The following is a 684-nucleotide window of genomic DNA, read 5'->3' as shown; positions in this document are numbered from 1 at the left end:
TGCCTTTCACAATCGCGATTTCATCTTCCAAACCTTCACTTTGCCAAGACACGTAGCCGTAAGACAACAGAATCACTGCCGCAGCCGCACCCCAAGAAATCGCCACATTTTTTAGCGTAAGGAGATCTTTTTTCGGCTTTAAATGATCAGGATATAGATTGACGCGTCGATTTGTAGACGCTGCCGCCGCATCCGCAAGCACATGACCAGAGAGTTCATGTTCTTCAGGCAGTAGTGACGACACTTTGGTGCTTAAGCGGTAGTTAAGCGACTGAACCAATTCGTTCTCATCTTCTTCATCACAGCACACTTTCAATTGGTGCAACTGAACCTGACGAAGCTGAGCAGAGAGGTAATCTATCGAACGTTGCAGCTCCAGAGACAAACTGTCCATCTGTAGCTCGCTTGACGGTACGCCAGTAAGAGGAGGTGTCACGCTACGAATCGAACGATGAAATGCAATGGTGTGCTCAACAAAAGCACTGATGCGGAAATGCCCACGCGCGCTGCGTTGCAGCAACAAAAAGTTACCAAGCTCACCAGCGGTATCACCCCAAACATCATCTTCCGGAATGATCGCTTCTAACGGCAATTGAGCACGACTAGCCAGTAGCACAATTTTATCAAGCATCTTTCTTGATAAAACATAAGCTTGCACTTTACTTGAGTTTGGTAGCTCTACCG

At 47.2% G+C, this 684-nt stretch carries 1 pseudogene; it reads right to left on the bottom strand.

Features of this window, described 5'->3' with window-relative positions:
• A pseudogene (locus tag R7040_RS26835) lies at positions 1-684 on the bottom strand (MSHA biogenesis protein MshI); the annotation flags it as partial.

The organism is Vibrio sp. 1069, assembly GCF_033340555.1.
The sequence above is the reverse complement of the archived record's forward strand: the minus strand, read 5'-3'. Positions and strand labels throughout refer to the sequence as shown.